Raw genomic sequence first — 15345 nt, 5'->3', positions numbered from 1 at the left:
CCCCGCCCGACGAGCTTCCACAGTTCCAATCGACGATTGATTTCGAAGTACAAATAGCGCCCAATGGCGCCAAAACGCTAGCGCTGGAGGGAAAGTGCGTCAAATTCCTTCCGCAGGTCCCGCTTGAGAATCTTGCCGGCCGGCGAGATCGGCAGACTGTCGACAACCGTCATGCTCCGCGGACACTTATATCCCGCGATTGTCTGGCGACAACTGTTCTGCAGCTCACCCAGTTCCAGTGACATCTCAGGTCTGAGCACCACAATGGCGTGCACACGCTCGCCCCATTTGTCGTCGGGAACACCGATCACAGCAACTTGAGACACCGCAGGGTGCTTCGCGACAGCATTCTCGACTTCGACGGAATAGACATTCTCACCGCCGCTCACGATCATGTCTTTGACCCGGTCCACAATGAACAGGTAGCCGCGTTCATCGAGATAGCCGGCGTCGCCCGTATGAAGCCAGCCACCCCTGATGACGCCGGCCGTTTCCTCGGGGCGCCGCCAGTATTCGGTCATCATGTTCGCACCTTGCACGACCACCTCTCCTACCGAACCTATCGGCAGCTCCCGTCCGCTCCCGGGATCGAGCACACGGATCAGGGCATGAGGCGCGGCCCGGCCGGCCGACTTGGTCAGATCGCCCACATGATCTTCCGGAAGCAGCGTGGTGACCACGGCCGCCATCTCGGTCATGCCGTACACCTGCAAGAAGCCGGCCGCCGGAAGGAACTCGCGCGCATGATCGAGGGTTGCCTGAGCGATCGGGGATCCCCCGTACACGACCGTCTCCAGTGACGACAGATCGAAGTCGCCGGCCTTCGGATGGTTGAGTACGGCGTGCAGCATGGTCGGAACCAGGACGGCCCGGGTGATCCGGTGGTCCTGAATCAGGCGCATCACCGCCACCGGATCGAACGCGGGGAGCACGACCTGAGTGGCGCCGACGAGTGCGGCGGCGACCCACCCGGAGAACTGGGCCAGGTGAAACAGTGGAGCACTCACCATGCACACACTCTCGGTCCCGATCGTGCGCATAGCAGCGAATCCCAGCGCCGAGGTGACGACCGCGTTGTGCGACAACACAACTCCGCGAGAACGACCCGTGGTTCCACCGGTGTAGAAGAGCCCGAGCGGCTGATCGCCGCACCGATGTGCATCGGCAATCACCGGCCCGTCGGTGGCCATCTGATCGATCGAGGGCAATCCATCAACCGATTCACCGGCTCCGGCGTACACCAGCGCCGCGATACCCGGCACATCGGATACCAGCAGGTGACCCAGTTCAACAAAGGCGTCATCCACGATGAGCACACCGACGCCGGCCTCATCGAGCGAATCGGCGATCTCGGCCCTGTTCCACCGCGTGTTGACCGGGACGATCAATGCGTCGGCCCACGCCGTGGCCAGGATGCATTGAAGATACAGATCGGAATTCTGAGCCAGGATCGCCACCTTGTCCTCGGGCTTGACGCCGAGCGCACACAGCCCACCCGCGATCCGGCTGACCCGGTCCAGCGCCTCCTGATGGGTGAAGGTACGGCCCGCACAGATGCTGTACAACTCGTCGGGCTTCTGCTGCGCACTTCGATGCAACGCCTGGGTCAATGACATACCAACCACCTCAATCCTTTAGTGCCGGGCCTACGCCGACGTGCTGTCAGCGGACGAGTAGGTGGATTCGTCAGTGGTGAACTCCGCGTAGCCCATGCGCTCGAGTTCGCGTTCCAGCTTGGCGACGAGCCGGGCGTCGGCCCAATTCTGCGTGGCGGGAATCTTGGTCAGGACGTGATACGTACCGAGCCGCACACCGATCAAAGCGCCCAGGGCGGCCGCACGACCGTAATCGCCGGGGGTCAGCGCCATGCCCATCTCGGCGGCACGCTTGCGATCGCCGTTGACGAACGACTTGACGAAGAACAGCTTGGCCAGACTGCGGCCGTACCTGTCACGCAACCGGCTGGTACGCGAATCATCGGGCTCGAGATCGGCCCCCATCGTCGCGCGCACCAGGTCGCCGCAGATCTTGTCGTCGTAGGCCTTACGCAGGGTCGCATGACGCGTGGCCATGATGTCAACGATCTCCCGCGGCGTATCCGGCAGGAGTTCTTCGGGCAGTCCCAGCAGGAAGCAGCGGTAGCGCACACACTCGACCCAGGCCTGTTCCTCGGGAGTGAAGTAGTCGCGACCCTTGTTGAGAACCGATAGTCCGAGCAGGAAGATCGGCATCATACCGGCAGGCATCTGGTCGACCTGCGGGATCGGAATGCCGTAGACCTCCGAGTCCCATTTTCCCTTGCGCAGAAGATTGAAGCGCACCATCGAGTGCATCAGGCGTACCATCGCCGCCGAATGAAATCCGAGGCCGTAGCGGTCCAGCGCACTCGGCATCACCGAGCTGATGAAGTACGCACCGGTCTCTTTGACCCGCTTGGCAGCGGTTCTTTCGCTGAGCGCCCCAGTCAACGACATTGGAAGGGCCGCATATGTATTCATGAAAGTGCCGACGAATGCACCCCGGATGATGAGCGGAATGACGTGGGCCGAGAAGTTGCGCTCCAGGCGTGCACCCTCTCGCACCTTGTCCATGTCGAGCCAGGCCGGGACCCGCTCCATGTCCTCGATCAGCGCCCGCAATTCCGGCGGTGCGTCCTCGACGGAGTCGACACCCTCGGCACAGGCCTGGGCCAGCATCTGAGTGAGTTTGCGGAAGCCCAGTTCGGGCATCAGCGCCACGTAGGCGTCGGAGACCTCGTCACCGAGCATGGTGAACGCCTCGATGGTGGCGACCTTCTCCTGGTTCGCCAGCAGGCGCGGGCGCTCGGAAACCATCTCGGCGCGCATGAAGCTCTCGACGTTCGGATCCACGGTGAAGCGTTCCGGACGGACCCCGAAATCCACGGCCCCGTACATCTGCGGCAGCTGTACCTTTTGTTGCGCGCTGCGATGGCGCACGGCTTCGATGTCAACGGTCATCTGCGTTATCCCTAACTCATCCGGTCTGTGCGGGCTGATTCCGCTGGATTGGTTTACGCGAAGCCATCAGGCTGATATCCAATGCCTCTCTGACACTCTGTGCCACCTCGCGTTGTGGTGCCACAATAGCACCCGACTGTTATCTGCGCTACAGTCGGCCAATGTCGGCTTCCCCACAGCCCGCGCCGCTCCAACGACGGATCCGCCAGCAGATGCGCGACGAGGTCGCACAGGCAGCACTCCGCTTGTTCATCGAGGACGGATACGACGAGACCACGGTCGACCAGATCTGCACTGCCGCCGGGATTTCCCGGCGGAGCTTCTTCCGGTACTTCAGCACCAAGGAATCCGTTGTCGTCTCGCTCATCGCGGGCCACGCGGAGGACGGCGCCGCCACATTCGCCGAGCAGGCCACCGGCACCGACATCTGGACCGCACTGCGGCGCAGTCTCGACCCCTTCCAGGAATGGGTGGACACCGACCCGACACAGGCACGTGCGCTCATGCGGCTGATCGAGACCACACCGGCGCTGCTCGCCGCCTACCTGGTCAAGCTCGACGACTTCGGCAGGCGGTTCGCCGGCACCATCACCGCACGGGTGGATCCGACCGCCGAGCTGCATCTGGTGGCCAATGTGATCGCATCGGCAGCCATGGGCGCACTCGTCGAGTCCGGTCGCTGCTGGTCCGATTCCGATGACAGGAAACCACTTTCACATTTTCTCGACGTCTCGTTCGATGCCTTGCGCGCCACGGTGCCCGCGGGTGCGCTGACCTTCTGACCACACCCCGCCGCACCCGGCACCTCGATGCGCTCGCCCGCACCTGCGTCACAGGTGGGTGAGTGCATTCGCGCTCACCCACCCGTTACCCCGGACGATCGTCAGTCGGACAGACTCCCGACACGCTCGGCAGCCGATTCGGACGCACCGGCCGATGCGGGCCCGCGATCGCCAGATCCGGCGCCGACCGCACCACCGCGCCGCCACAGCAGCGCACCCACGGCGACAAGGATCAGGCCCAGCAAGCCCAACGCGAGCGGGATCCACAGCCGCACCAGCGACAGCTTCGACTCACCGTCCTCGATGGCGGCGATACCGTCGGCCACCGTCGCCTCCGTGGAGGTCAGATTCAGGATCTGCACCGGCGTTCTGACCAGCGGACGCGACGGGTCACCGATCGCCGCACTGACCGTCATGTTCTGCTCGAGTGAGACGAAGTTGCCACGCTCGGCGTCCACGTCGATCGTCGCGTCCGAGGCGACCACCAGCGACACCGGCACCGACTGCCCGAAGGACTTCAGTGCCGCCGCGGGCATCCCCTGCTTCTCCAGCACGGCAGCCGGGACGGAGGTGCCGTCGGTGCCGAACTTCTTACCCAGAGCCGCCCGCAGCCTCGCAGCCATCGCCTCGTCGCCGACCCGCCCGGCATTGGCCGTCTTGAACGTGAGCATCTTGCGTCCCGAGATCTCTTTGGTCCCTGAGAATTTCAGTGATACAGCCTTTGCAAGGGTGCTGTCGTACAGCGTCGCGTCGTCATGCGAGGGGTGGGGTGCGAATGCGAACACCGACGCACCCTTCTGATCGGTGACCTCGGCACCACCGGGTGGCGATGCCTGGCCGTAGGTCTTGCGGTCGATACCGAACCGCAGGGCTGTTTCCGACAGCGGCTTCTCGCCTTCGCCCCGGGGCACGGTGAAGGTTCTGGTCGTCATACCTACCAGGGCATCATCGCCGACCACCTTGTCCACCTTGACCGTTCGTTCAAGCTCGATGGACTGGCTGACCATGGCGCTCGAGTCGGACGGGTTCGGAGTCTGCATGGTTCCGCTCATCGTCGCCGTGCGGTCGGTGTCGGCCGGCAGCTTGTCGAGCGCCGGCGTGACCATAAAGCTGATGACAAACGCGGCGACGACCAGCAAGACCCCCACGGTCGCCGCGGCAATAGACCATCGACGTGTACGCATGTATTCCCGCTTTCTGTTGAACACAGAGGAAATGCGGCATCGACGGCACGCCGAGCATGCACATATGCGGCGTGTCGTGAAGCCAACAACATGAACCCGGCGGGTTCCCCCCAAATCAGTCCGCATGGTGCACAAAGAAATGCGATATGCGGCACAGCAAGGATACAGAGACGGCCCACGACACACAACGGGCGTACCAATTTTGGGATAGTGAATCCGGCCCACCACTTCTCACGACCGTCACATCCCCTCACCGCCACACCATCTCGTCCAACACGGCCCCGCACCCGATCCCCGCCCGCCGGAACAACCGCTCCGCGACCCCCTGAGCCCTCATGCCCGAACGCCCAGGGACCTTCGCCCCCACTTACACAGACAGCCGGTGACCCGGGTCACGTTTTAATTGACATTAGAGATGCCAATTTAGTTACCTGGGTTTATGCAACTCACCCGCTTCACCGACATCGGACTCCGCGTGGTGATGCGCCTGGTCACCGCCCCGGCGGACACCACGCTCACCTCCCGGGATCTGGCGGCGGAGCTGGCGGTGCCCTACACCCACGTCGCCAAGGTGGTCAGCCGGCTCAGCGAGCTCGGGATCATCCACTCGCGGCGCGGACGTGCGGGCGGCATCGCGATCACCGAACTCGGCCGCAGCGCACAGGTCGGCTGGCTCGCCCGCAGACTCGAAGGCGACGGTGAAGTGGTCGATTGCGAAGGGCCACAACCCTGTCCACTGAAGGGCAACTGCCGGCTGCGGGGCGCGCTCGCCCAAGCGCAGCGGGCCTTCTACGCCTCGCTCGATGAACACACGATCGACGAACTCACCGCGCCGCCCACCCGGGTCACGCTACTGAACCTCGGAAAACCCTCCCGCACAGCTCCTTCCGACGTCACGAACTCCGACGCCGGATAACCCACCACAACGTGTCCCAGGTCGCCCGCCTGGACATCGAAACAGCCGGAAAGCCCCCGGCACAGATTGGAGTAGCAATGCTGTCCGAATCACATCTCAAGGTCATCGAGGCCACCCTGCCCGCCGTGGGTGCCGCGATCCCCGAGATCACGCCGAACTTCTACGGGCGCATGTTCGCCGCGCACCCCGACCTGCTCGACAACCTGTTCAACTGGACCCACCAGAAGACCGGTGCCCAGCCGCAGGCACTGGCCGGTTCCATCGCCGCCTACGCCCAGCTGCAACTGCTCCCGGACCCGGCCCGGCAGAAATTCATCATGGACCGCATCGCCCACAAGCACGTATCGCTGGGCATCACACGCGACCAGTACCAGATCGTCCACAAGTACCTGTTCGAGGCCATCGTCGAGGTCCTCGGCGAAGCGGTGACCGCCGAGGTCGCCGAGGCCTGGGACGCCCTGTACTGGCAGATGGCCGACGCGCTCATCCAGGAGGAGGAGGACCTGTACAAGCAGGCGGGCGTGGCACCCGGCGAGGTGTGGCGCGACGTGGTGGTCACCGAACGACGGTACGAGTCCCCGGACACCGTCTCCCTCACCCTCGCCGCCGCCGACGGCTCCGCGCTGCCGTCCTTCCATGCCGGACAGTACATCTCGGTTCAAGTACCGCTGGCCGACGGCGCCCGGCAGATCCGCCAGTACTCGCTGACCGGGGCGACCGACCGGCCCGACTGGCAGATCAGCATCAAGAACATCGGCGAGGTGTCGGGATTCCTGCACGAGCAGGTCTTCGAAGGTGACACGCTGCACGTGAGCACGCCGTTCGGTGATCTCGTGGTCCCCGACGACGGCACCCCGTTGCTCATCGCCTCCGCGGGCATCGGCTGCACCCCGGCGATCGGTGTGCTGACCGCCCTTGCCGCCCAGCAGGATCCGCGACAGGTTATCGTGCTGCATGCCGACAAGTCACGCGCCCGCCAGCCGCACCGCGGCCAGCTCGCCGCACTTGTCGAACAGCTGCCGAACGCACAGCTCACACAGTGGTACGAAGAAGGCCATGTGCCCGGAGCCTCCGACAGGGTCCGCAGCGGGTTCATGTCACTGGACAATGTTGAGCTGCACGATGATTCGCATGCACTGCTGTGCGGGCCGGCCGAGTTCCTCAGCGCCATCCGCACCCAGCTGATCGAGCGCGGGATCCCGGAGAACAAGATCCACTACGAGACCTTCGGTCCCGAACTGGTTCGCGTCGGGGCGGCATGATGTCCGGCGCCCAGGCACTGGCCATGGCCATCACCTTCGTGTGGCTCGGCATGGTGAGCGCGATCTCGTTCATCGAGGCCCCGCTGAAGTTCCGGGCGCCGGGAATCACCATTCCCCTCGGATTGGGCATCGGCCGACTGGTGTTCCGCGCGCTCAATGCCGTCGAGGCTGTGTGGGCGGTGGTGCTGATCGCCGCGGTCGCCGTCGGTTCGTTCACCGATACCGGCATCGTGATCGCCGTCGCGGTCGCGGTCGCGGCACTGGCCGCCCAGATTCTCGGGGTGCGTCCGGCGCTCACCAAACGCTCGGACGCGGTGCTCGCCGGCGGTGACCATTCGCACCGCAGCCATGCGCACTTCGTCTATGTGGGATTCGAGATCGTCAAGGTAGCCGCGCTGATCACCCTCGGCACCCTGCTCCTCCAGACCTGAACCGGCAACCTTCAATCCGAACACCGCCAGAGTCGCTGCCCGCCAGCCACTCTGGCGGTGTTCGTGTAGCCGGACGAACCGTTCAGCGGGTTGACAGGTTCGGCCAAGGGAGCAGGCAGGTTCGGTTCCTAGAGTCAGTGGTGTCGGTAGGGAAACCGGCGCAACGAAAGGAATCACATGCCGAATCATGCTAGCTCCCATAGGAATCGGTCGCACGGAAACACCCATCGCCGCCGTAGGGTGCGCCGGTGGAATCCGGCACTGCGCCGCTGGGAGTGGATCTGGCAGTGATGCGGATCAACTGACCTCCCCTGCCGTCACGCCCGGGCCCGCCGTGGTTCCGGGCGTGACGTGTGTCTGACCACCGAAAGCACTCACCGAAGGCGAGCATGGCCCACCACGACCCCTCCACCACCGAAGCCCCGTCGCTGCGCACGCTGTGGAAGTACCTGCGTTTCGCCACGGCAGGCGAGGGCTCCCGGTATCTCGGAGCGGGAACCCTGCTGCTGGTGGCGGCCACCGCCGAAACACTGTCCGTGTTCGTCCTGGCAGACATCATCAACGGCACGCTGGCCGCGACGACCTTCGCAGATGTCGCCGTACTCGCCGCCGTCTGGCTCGGGATCACCGTAGCCTCCACGGCCGCCGATTACACCGGCCAGCTGACCGCGCTCGGCGTCTCCGAACGGGTGGTACTCAGGTTGCGCGACAACCTGTTCGCGCACACCCAGCGGCTGTCGGTGGCCGCGCACCGTCGCTATGGTGTGGGTGACCTGGTGACCCGGCATTCCGACGATCTCGACGCCGTCGAGCACCTGCTCGGCTCGGGGCTTCTGCAACTGGCCGTCGCCACGATGAACGTCGTCGGGCTGGCCGTGGTCGCATTCGTCATGAACTGGCAGGTGGCGGTGGTGGCGCTGGCGGCGATCCCGGCCCTGTGGTGGGCGTCGGCGTGGTTCGCGAGGCGGCAGACCTCCGCGACCCGCCATGAACGGTTGGCCAACAGCGACATCGCGGTGGCCGTGACCACGGCGCTCACCGGCCACGAGACCGCCGTCGCCTACAACCAGCAGGCACGCGAGCACCGCGACCTGCACCTGCGTGGCAAGGCCTGGATGGCCGCGCGCCTGGCCCAATCACGGGTCGAGCTCGGCTTCGGATCCGTTCTGGGGGTCGGTGAGGTGCTGGTCACCCTGGCGATCGCGATCACCGGCGCGTGGCAGGTGCGTGCCGGCAATCTCTCCGTCGGTGAGTTACTGGCTCTGACCGGCTATCTCGCGTTGCTGTACCCGAAGATGCAGGAGATCGCCGACACCCGGCTGTCGATGGCGGCCGCCACTGTCAGCGCCGAACGTGTCCTGGCCGTCCTCGCCGAACTGCCCGGCGACACCGACAGGGCGGACGCACAGCCGCTCCGCACCGGCGGCACCGTCGAGATCCGGGATGTCACCGTGCACCGTGACCACGGACCCGTGCTCGACGGGGTGTCACTGACCCTGGAGCCCGGCCGCATCGTCGCGCTGACCGGCCCCAGCGGCGCCGGCAAATCCACGCTCGCCGCACTGCTGACCCGATTCGTCCGCCCGGACAGCGGGACCATCACGGTGGCGGGAACCGACATCGGCGGGGTCACCGCACAATCGCTCCGCGAACATCTCACCCTGCTCCCCCAGCAGGTCACCCTCAAAGCGGGCACCATCGCCGACAACATCGCCTACGGACGGCCACGGGCGACCACGGCCGACGTCATCGACGCGGCGATCGCCGCCGATGCCGACAGGTTCATCCGCGCGCTCCCCGACGGATACGGCACCCGGTTGACCGAGGACGGACTCACCCTGTCCGGCGGCCAGCGCCGGCGCCTGGCCATCGCCCGGGCGATACTGCGCGACAGCCCTGTTCTCATCCTCGACGAACCGACCACCGGTCTCGATGACGCGTCGGCACAACGCATTCTCGAGCCGTTGCGCCGTCTGGCCGCCGGACGCACCACTCTGCTGATCACCCATGACGACGCCGTGGCCGCGATCGCCGACGACGTGGTGCACCTACAAAATGGCCGGCTCTCGCCTGTGGCGAGAGCCGGCCATTCTGATCCGGTTTGTGGTGATCCGGTATGCGCGGGGTCCGGGACTACTTGGCGGTAACGGACGCCAGCAGCGCCTGATGGTCGGCGACGATGGCGTCGGCGATCCCCTTCAGATCCGGCACCGCCGACGGGCACGCCACCAGACCGAAGTCGAGGCTGCCGTGATAGCTGTGCAGGGTGATGTTGAGGGCCTGACCGTCGACGATCATCGACGCCGGGTAGAACTCCAGCAGTTCGGCCCCACACAGATACATTGCCCACGGCGCGCCGGGAACGTTGGAGATGGTGAGGGCCGGCATCACTTCTCCGGCCGTATTGGCCCGCTGCATCGCCCGCGCCGCCATGCTCGACAGACCCGGAGTGGCAAAGTCACCGAACTCGATGATCTGCGACATCGGCATCATGTCGTGCACTTCCTTGGAGAGTTTCATCGCCTCGTGCACCGACTTGAGCCGCTCCATCGGATCGTCGACATCGGTGGGCAGTTCGGTGACGATCATCGACACCTTGTTGCCGAGCGCTCCCTTCTCCGACTCGTCCCGGATCGACACCGGGACGCTGACCGTGAGCGGCTTGTCGGGCAGCTCGTGGTGCTCCTGCAACCAGGCCCGCAGACCGCCGGCGCACTCGGCCATCACCACGTCGTTGACGGTCGCGCCCACCGCCGACTTGATGGTCTTGACCTCGCTGAGCGGAATCCGGAACGGCTCCCAGATCCGGCGATTCGTCGGCTTGACGTTGAAGACGGTGTGCCGGGCGGCACCGGCCCTCGCCGTCGACGCCATCTGCGGCGCCAGCGCCGCGAAGTTCGGCGTCTGCTTGGTGAGCTGGGTGAACATCTCCCACTGCAGCTTGGCCGCCTTGAGCGGACGCAGCGCGTTGGCCGTCATCGCCGAGGTGAGCAGAGCCAGCGGCTCCGGGGTCGGTTCCGGGGTCCACGGCTCCGGTGCCGGATTCTCCTGATCTGCCAGCGGATCACGATCGAGCAGCACGGAGTTGATGTCGTTGCCGGATCCGCCGTCGATCAGCGAATGGTGCACGGTGCTGATCACCGCGGTCTTGCCGTCCTCCAGCCCGTTGATCACCGCGATCTCCCACAGCGGCCGCGACCGGTCCAGCGGGCGGGCGATGATCCGAGAGACCAATTCCTTGAGCTGGTCCCGGCTGCCCGGCGCGGCGATCCCGACATCGTAGATATGCGCCTTGATGTCGAAATCCGGGTCGTCACACCAGTACGGCTGATCCAGGTCCATCGGAACGGGTACCAGCTTGTGCCGGAATACCGGCAGCTTGTGGATCCGTGACATCATCCGTTCCCGGAGCCGGGTGGCGGTGAGCTGTTCCGGTGCGTTGGGCGAATCGTAGATGGCGATGCTGCTGACGTGGCCGTACACCGGCCCGGTCTCAAGATTCAAGAAGGAGGCGTCGAGCCCTGTCAATTGCTTCATGAAAAACCCTTGCCTGTCAAAGATGTACAGAGTTGCGGACGGATGGGGACAAGCCGGTCAGCCCTTGGCCGCGGCCTTGGCGGCCCGGTACTCCTCGACCGCCGCGAGCAGCGGATCCCGGTCGATGGCGCGCTTGAGGATCTTGCCCGACGGACCCTTCGGCAGTTCCTCGACAAAGACGATCGCGCGCGGATACTTGTACGCCGCAAGACGTTCAGTGGACCAGTTGGTCACGTCCTCGGCGGACAGGCCCGAACCCGGCCTCGCCGCGACCACCGCCACGACCTCCTCGCCGTAGTGCTTGTCGGGCACACCCACGACAGCCGCCTCGACGATGTCCGGATGGGCGTACAACGTCTCCTCGATCTCACTCGGGTACACGTTGTACCCGCCACGGATGATCAGGTCCTTGGCCCGGTCCACAATCCGCAGATTGCCCTCGGCGTCGAGCTCACCGATGTCACCGGTCTTGAGCCAGCCGTCGATGATCGTATCCGCCGTGGCGTCCGGACGCTGCCAATATCCACGCATCACGAACGGACCCCGGACGAACACCTCACCGCGCTCACCCGTCGGGACCGAATTGCCCTCGCCGTCACGCACCTCGACCTCGGCGTCGAAGACCGCCACACCGACGGTTCCCTCCGGCGCCGGCACACCCGGACGCGAGAACGTAGCCAGCGCACAGGTTTCGGTCAGACCGTAACCCTCCAGGATGGTGCACCCGAAACGTCTCTGGAAGGCCTGCAGCACCTCCAGCGGCAGCGACGCTCCACCGGACACCGCGAGCCGCAACCGGTCAAACGCACCAGGCTCCACCTCACCGGGCACATGCAGCATCGCATTCCACATCGTCGGAACACCACCGACGATGGTCAGCCTGTCCTCGATCATCATGTCGATGAAGTCCTTCGGATGGAACCGGGCCATCAGGCTCAGCGGGCCACCCGCATCCAGGGTGGGGAGCATCACCGACGCCTGTCCGAAGACGTGGAACAGCGGGAGCGCGGTACCGACCGCATCGTCCTCTTCGTAGCCACCGAGCTGTCGCGAGATCCGCGTCGCCGCCTTCAGGTTGCCGACCGTCAGCTCGGCACCCTTGGGCCGGCCGGTGGTACCCGAGGTGTACAGGATGCACGCGATGTCACCGGGGGCCATGTCGACCGGCTCATCGATCGGCGTCCCTGACGTCGCGGCAGCACCCTGCACAAGGGGGACGAACTCGACACCCGCGGCCTCGGCCGCCTGACGGGCGGCAGCGGAGATCCCGTCCCACGCGATGACGAGCTTGCACCCGGCATCCTCGATGTAGTACCCCAGCTCCGTCGGCGTACACAGCGGGTTGGTGGGAACGGCGATCGCGCCTACCGCATTGACGCCCAGGTAGGCGATGGCGAACTCAGGCACCGTCGGCGCGATGAACAAGATCCGGTCGCCGACCTCGATACCCTTGTCGCGCAGCATGCCCGCATACGCGCGGATGCCGTCGGCGGCCTCCTTGTAGGTGAATACGGTGCCGGAGCCACGCAGCGCGATGGCATCCGGGGTTGCCGCGCCGTGCGCAATGGTCGAGTCGGACAAACTTGGCATGTCGGTTCTTCTTCCTCAGTTGATGGTTGACCCGCCTCGTGACGGATCGGTGTGCAAGATCGGATACCGCCCGTACTGTCAGCGGCACCCGCACCCGTCGGCACTCACCGGTGACAGCCACCGATCCGCCCCGGCTGCGCGGCGCTACGTGCCCGCCAGCACGCGACGCGGCACGTCGACCAGCATCGTGTCGATGTCAGACTGTTCGACACCCCGTTCCAGGGCATACGGGAACACGTCCTCGAAAAGATGGGTGTAGTGCCACTGCGGCATCATCTCCATCACCTCCGGCTGGATCCAGTCGATGTAGCAAGATGCGTCCTGCGACAGCACCATCTGGCCGGCGTATCCGCGCCGCACCATCTCCACCAGGGTGTCCGCACGCGCCTCGAAGGTGGTTTCGGCGTTGATCCCGAACCGGTCCATACCGAGGACGAAGCCCGCGTCGGCCAGGGCCTGCAGGTGATCGCAATCGGTGGTGTCGCCGCTGTGCCCCAGCACGATCCGGCCCGGATCGACACCTTCCTCGTCGACCATCACGCGCTTGACGTGAAGTCCGGCCTCGGTAGCGGGATGGGTGTGCACGGTGATCGGTACGCCCGTCGCAAGGTGCGCCTTGGCCACCGCACGCATCACCCGCTCGACTCCCGGAGTCAGACCCTGATGCTCGATAGCGCACTTGAGCATGCCCGCCTTGACGCCGGTTCCGGCGATGCCGTCGCGGATATCGCCGATGAACATGTCGACCATCGGGTCGGGCACCTCGGTGCCCAGCGCCTCACTCAGGGCGGGACCGCGCAGGTCGAAGAAGAACGGCACGTCGGTGTAGGTGTAGACGCCCGTGGCCACCACGATGTTCAGCGGAGTCTGCTCGGCGATCTGCTGGATGCGCGGGATGTAGCGCCCCAGCCCCACCACCGTCGGATCGATAATGGTCCGCACACCGGCGTCGTAGGCCTTCTGCAGTTTCTCGACGGCGTCGGCGATCCGGGCTTCCTCCGAACCCCACTCAGTCGGGTAATTGGCCTGCACATCGGCCGTCAGCACGAACACGTGCTCGTGTGCCAAGGTGACGCCGAGGTCTGCCGAATCGACCTGACCCCGAACCGTCTGGATCTCGCTCATTGTTGATGAATCTTTCGGTGGAAGGAAGGCGCCGACCGTAGGTGTCGACGCACCACCCACACGGCCCGGCGATGTCCGATCGCCGGGCCAGGTGAGTGATTGCGAACGCCGTGGTGCTAGCCGTTCTGTCTACGGGCCGCCTCCAGCAGCACCTGATGGTCGGCGAGGATCGCGTCGGCGACACCCTTGAGATCAGGAACGGCGGTGGGGCACGACACGATTCCGAAATCCAGATCGCCGTTGTAGCTCAACAGGGTGATGTTGAGGACCTGCCCGTCGACGATCATCGACACCGGATAGTTCTCCAGCAGCTTGGCTCCGCACAGATACATGGCCCACTGCGGCCCCGGCACATTCGAGATCGTGACGCTGGGCATGACCTGACCGGCCATGCTGGTCCGCTGCGAGGCGCGCGCCACCATGCTGGTCATGCCTGGGGTGGCGAAGTCGCCGAACTCGATCATCTGCGCCATCGGAAGTGCGTCGTGCATTTCCTTGGCGGACTTCATCGCATCGTTGACCGTCTTGAGCCGCTGCAGTGGATCGTCGACGTCGGTGGGCAGCTCCGCGACGATCATCGACACCTGGTTGCCGAGCGCGCCCTTCTTGGAGTCGTCGCGGATGGACACCGGGACGCTGGCCGTCAGCGGCTTGTCCGGCAGGCAGTCGTTGGCGAGCATCCAGGAGCGCAGGCCGCCCGCGCAGATGGCCATCACCACGTCGTTGACGGTGGCCCCGGTCGCTTTCCGGATCTCTTTGACCTCCGACAGCGGAACACGGAACGGCTCCCAGATCCGCCGGTTGGTGGGCTTGGCGTTGAACACCGTGTTGTGGGCGGTGCCGGTGACCGCGGAAGAGGTCATCGACGGTGCCAGTGCGGCGATGTTCGGTGACTTCTGCATCAACTCTGAAATCACATCCCACTGCAGCTTCGCGGCCTTGAGTGGCCGCAGCGCGTTGGCGGTCATCGCCGAGGTCAGCAGGGTCATCGGGTCGGGCGTAGGCTCGGGAGTCCACGGCTGCGGCTCCGGGTTGGAACGTGCGGCATCGGGATCACGGTCGAGCAGAACGGAATTGATGTCATTACTCGATCCGCCGTCGATCAGCGAATGATGCACGGTGCTGATGATCGCGGTCGTGCCGTCCTCCAGGCCGTTGACCACCGCGATCTCCCATAGCGGCCGCGTGCGGTCGAGCGGCTTGGCCACGATCCGCGAGACCAGTTCCTTGAGCTGGTCCCGGCTGCCCGGTGCGGTGATCCCGACATCGTAGATATGCGCCTTGATGTCGAAATCCGGATCGTCACACCAGTACGGCTGATCCAGATCCATCGGAACCGTCACCAGTTTGCGCCGGAACACGGGCACGAGGTGGATACGCGACATCATCCGCTCACGCAGCCGGGGGGCGGTGAGCTGCTCGTACGCGTTGGCTGAGTCATAGATCGCGACGCTGCTGGTGTGCCCGTACACGGGGCCGGTCTCGATATTCAGGAAGGAGGCATCCAGCCCGGTCAGTTGCTTCATGAAAACCCTTGTCT

At 65.1% G+C, this 15345-nt stretch carries 12 protein-coding genes; 5 read left to right on the top strand and 7 right to left on the bottom strand.

The window, feature by feature from the left end:
* Nucleotides 1-77 precede the first annotated feature (77 nt).
* Together GOAMR_RS07445 and GOAMR_RS07440 are read right to left on the bottom strand one after the other, a co-directional pair.
* Nucleotides 78-1616 (bottom strand): AMP-binding protein, encoded by a 1539-nt coding sequence (locus tag GOAMR_RS07445; protein ID WP_040514654.1) that lies wholly within the window; start codon nucleotides 1614-1616, stop codon nucleotides 78-80.
* 30 nt (nucleotides 1617-1646) lie between these two features.
* Nucleotides 1647-2978 carry an oxygenase MpaB family protein gene (locus GOAMR_RS07440; RefSeq protein ID WP_005184939.1) on the bottom strand — a complete coding sequence of 444 codons (1332 nt, stop codon included), beginning with the start codon at nucleotides 2976-2978 and terminating at the stop codon, nucleotides 1647-1649.
* Nucleotides 2979-3139: 161 nt separating this feature from the next.
* On the opposite strand from GOAMR_RS07440, the gene GOAMR_RS23555 reads away from it, so the two are divergent.
* Nucleotides 3140-3760, top strand: a complete 621-nt coding sequence (locus GOAMR_RS23555; RefSeq protein WP_083836883.1) for a TetR/AcrR family transcriptional regulator — start codon at nucleotides 3140-3142, stop codon at nucleotides 3758-3760.
* A gap of 101 nt (nucleotides 3761-3861) precedes the next feature.
* Here GOAMR_RS23555 and GOAMR_RS07430 read toward each other — a convergent pair whose 3' ends face one another.
* On the bottom strand, nucleotides 3862-5058 hold the full coding sequence (locus GOAMR_RS07430) for a porin PorA family protein (RefSeq protein WP_170319125.1): 1197 nt from the start codon (nucleotides 5056-5058) through the stop codon (nucleotides 3862-3864).
* Nucleotides 5059-5383: 325 nt separating this feature from the next.
* Between GOAMR_RS07430 and GOAMR_RS07425 the strand changes: the two genes are divergently transcribed.
* From GOAMR_RS07425 to GOAMR_RS07410, 4 genes are all read left to right on the top strand, one after another.
* Nucleotides 5384-5860, top strand: coding sequence for an RrF2 family transcriptional regulator (locus tag GOAMR_RS07425; RefSeq protein WP_005184920.1), 477 nt, complete (start codon nucleotides 5384-5386; stop codon nucleotides 5858-5860).
* A 77-nt stretch (nucleotides 5861-5937) separates the two neighbouring features.
* Nucleotides 5938-7122 (top strand): globin domain-containing protein, encoded by a 1185-nt coding sequence (locus tag GOAMR_RS07420; RefSeq protein ID WP_005184918.1) that lies wholly within the window; start codon nucleotides 5938-5940, stop codon nucleotides 7120-7122.
* Nucleotides 7122-7553 (top strand): hypothetical protein, encoded by a 432-nt coding sequence (locus GOAMR_RS07415; protein WP_005184915.1) that lies wholly within the window; start codon nucleotides 7122-7124, stop codon nucleotides 7551-7553. The genes GOAMR_RS07420 and GOAMR_RS07415 overlap by 1 nt, the downstream gene beginning before the upstream one ends.
* Before the next feature lie 389 nt (nucleotides 7554-7942).
* The gene (locus tag GOAMR_RS07410) at nucleotides 7943-9700 is read left to right on the top strand and encodes an ABC transporter ATP-binding protein (RefSeq protein WP_005184913.1); all 1758 of its coding nucleotides are present in this window, start codon (nucleotides 7943-7945) and stop codon (nucleotides 9698-9700) included.
* Here the strand turns inward: GOAMR_RS07410 and GOAMR_RS07405 are convergent.
* The 4 genes from GOAMR_RS07405 to GOAMR_RS23550 form a co-directional block, all read right to left on the bottom strand.
* Nucleotides 9687-11090: a WS/DGAT/MGAT family O-acyltransferase gene (locus GOAMR_RS07405; protein WP_005184910.1), complete on the bottom strand. Its 1404-nt coding sequence runs from the start codon at nucleotides 11088-11090 to the stop codon at nucleotides 9687-9689. The two genes, GOAMR_RS07410 and GOAMR_RS07405, sit on opposite strands and share 14 nt — an antisense overlap.
* A 57-nt stretch (nucleotides 11091-11147) precedes the next feature.
* Entirely contained in the window at nucleotides 11148-12680 is a 1533-nt protein-coding gene (locus GOAMR_RS07400; protein WP_005184906.1) for an AMP-binding protein, read from the bottom strand.
* A 144-nt stretch (nucleotides 12681-12824) separates the two neighbouring features.
* On the bottom strand, nucleotides 12825-13805 hold the full coding sequence (locus tag GOAMR_RS07395) for a phosphotriesterase family protein (RefSeq protein WP_005184903.1): 981 nt from the start codon (nucleotides 13803-13805) through the stop codon (nucleotides 12825-12827).
* A 116-nt stretch (nucleotides 13806-13921) separates the two neighbouring features.
* Nucleotides 13922-15331, bottom strand: coding sequence for a WS/DGAT/MGAT family O-acyltransferase (locus GOAMR_RS23550; RefSeq protein WP_005184900.1), 1410 nt, complete (start codon nucleotides 15329-15331; stop codon nucleotides 13922-13924).
* Between the last annotated feature and the right edge of the window lie 14 nt (nucleotides 15332-15345).

Origin of the sequence: Gordonia amarae NBRC 15530 (assembly GCF_000241345.1) — a bacterium.
Classification (GTDB): domain Bacteria; phylum Actinomycetota; class Actinomycetes; order Mycobacteriales; family Mycobacteriaceae; genus Gordonia; species Gordonia amarae.
Note: the sequence above shows the minus strand (reverse complement) of the source record. Positions and strands in the feature narration are given on the sequence as shown.

Excerpts from the sequence above, each read along its gene's own strand:
- GOAMR_RS07410 (WP_005184913.1), top strand. The coding sequence starts at position 7,943 with ATGGCCCACCACGACCCCTCCACCACCGAAGCCCCGTCGCTGCGCACG.
- GOAMR_RS07445 (WP_040514654.1), bottom strand. The coding sequence starts at position 1,616 with ATGTCATTGACCCAGGCGTTGCATCGAAGTGCGCAGCAGAAGCCCGAC.
- GOAMR_RS07405 (WP_005184910.1), bottom strand. The coding sequence starts at position 11,090 with ATGAAGCAATTGACAGGGCTCGACGCCTCCTTCTTGAATCTTGAGACC.
- GOAMR_RS23550 (WP_005184900.1), bottom strand. The coding sequence starts at position 15,331 with ATGAAGCAACTGACCGGGCTGGATGCCTCCTTCCTGAATATCGAGACC.
- GOAMR_RS07395 (WP_005184903.1), bottom strand. The coding sequence starts at position 13,805 with ATGAGCGAGATCCAGACGGTTCGGGGTCAGGTCGATTCGGCAGACCTC.
- GOAMR_RS23555 (WP_083836883.1), top strand. The coding sequence starts at position 3,140 with ATGTCGGCTTCCCCACAGCCCGCGCCGCTCCAACGACGGATCCGCCAG.
- GOAMR_RS07400 (WP_005184906.1), bottom strand. The coding sequence starts at position 12,680 with ATGCCAAGTTTGTCCGACTCGACCATTGCGCACGGCGCGGCAACCCCG.
- GOAMR_RS07425 (WP_005184920.1), top strand. The coding sequence starts at position 5,384 with ATGCAACTCACCCGCTTCACCGACATCGGACTCCGCGTGGTGATGCGC.
- GOAMR_RS07420 (WP_005184918.1), top strand. The coding sequence starts at position 5,938 with ATGCTGTCCGAATCACATCTCAAGGTCATCGAGGCCACCCTGCCCGCC.
- GOAMR_RS07415 (WP_005184915.1), top strand. The coding sequence starts at position 7,122 with ATGTCCGGCGCCCAGGCACTGGCCATGGCCATCACCTTCGTGTGGCTC.
- GOAMR_RS07440 (WP_005184939.1), bottom strand. The coding sequence starts at position 2,978 with ATGACCGTTGACATCGAAGCCGTGCGCCATCGCAGCGCGCAACAAAAG.